The following is a 262-nucleotide window of genomic DNA, read 5'->3' as shown; positions in this document are numbered from 1 at the left end:
ATACCACTAGCGAGCCAAACCTTTAGTAAAAGTAAAATGGCTTTACCTTTTAAAGCTGCGCCACTTTTTATTAAATATGGTAAAGGCGCTCTGGTTACCGACCTCGATAACAATATTTATACCGACTATGTTAACGGCTTGCTCTGCGTTAGTTTAGGATACCAAGATCAAGAAGTTGATGATGCAATTAAAGCACAGCTCTCATCTGGCATAAGTTTTTCACTTCCCCATACTTTAGAAGCTGAAGTTGCCGAGCTCTTAG

At 39.7% G+C, this 262-nt stretch carries 1 pseudogene; it reads left to right on the top strand.

Going from position 1 to position 262, the window contains the following annotated elements:
* Window positions 1–262, top strand: a pseudogene (locus SB756_RS31525) (hypothetical protein); the annotation flags it as partial.

Origin of the sequence: Pseudomonas sp. SIMBA_068 (genome assembly GCF_046534705.1) — a bacterium.
GTDB lineage: Bacteria > Pseudomonadota > Gammaproteobacteria > Pseudomonadales > Pseudomonadaceae > Aquipseudomonas > Aquipseudomonas putida.
The sequence above is the reverse complement of the archived record's forward strand: the minus strand, read 5'-3'. Positions and strand labels throughout refer to the sequence as shown.